Genomic DNA, 803 nt, shown 5'->3' with positions numbered 1-803 from the left:
AGTACGGCAGCCCCCGTCTGATGCTCCCCGGAAAAAAGAAGTACGTGGAGGTGGGCGTGGACGAGTACGGTATCTATGACCACTACGAACAGGCCGCCTTCAGCGATATCTATCCCCGGCGGGTGGGCACGGTAAGCAGTGTCCGCAGTGAGGAGGTGACGGATGAAGAGGGCAAGGCCTTTACCGTCTATTACTTCAAGGACGGCGGGATGGATTTCGATCCTAACGATTATGAGTTGGCCGGTGAGACGAAACGCGTCTCCTTCCAAAGCGGTGACCTTTCCGGGCTGGGAGAGGGGGACGACCATTATTTCGAGGTGAATTTCGATAGCGCCACCCGTGAGTTTGAGATCATCACGATCTGGCCTTACGGTGATGATACGCAGCTTCCGGGCGGCAAGCTCGTCCCGAAGGCCGGGGACACCTATGTCCTTTGGAACATCCGGATGCCGGATAAGTATTACCGGCTGGCAGAGGAGGAATTTGCGACTGCGGTGGACGAATACAACAAGGACCACTGGCTGGATATCGCCGCTTACAAGGCTCCGACCGATCATGTGTGGATCGAGCAGCAGGAAGTCGATTTGTTTGTCGGCCGGCGTGTGCGTTTGGAGAGTGCCGAGTATTTCCCAAAGGACGGCTACCGCAGGAGCCGCATTACGAAGATCACCCGTAAGGTAAACCTTCCCGGGGAGATGGACCTGGAGATCAGCGACGCCCTGCAGGTATCGAAATTTGACAGGGTAAACGACAGTATAGGGGAATTGAAAAGCTATACGAAAGCCAAGGCCGAAAGTTCCGGG

Annotated in this window: 1 pseudogene; it reads left to right on the top strand. The window is 55.8% G+C overall.

Annotated elements, in window-relative coordinates:
* Window positions 1-803, top strand: a pseudogene (locus BQ9893_RS20830) (hypothetical protein); the annotation flags it as partial.

Origin of the sequence: Parabacteroides massiliensis (genome assembly GCF_900155425.1) — a bacterium.
GTDB lineage: Bacteria > Bacteroidota > Bacteroidia > Bacteroidales > Tannerellaceae > Parabacteroides > Parabacteroides massiliensis.
This window is presented reverse-complemented; position numbering and strand designations above follow the sequence as displayed.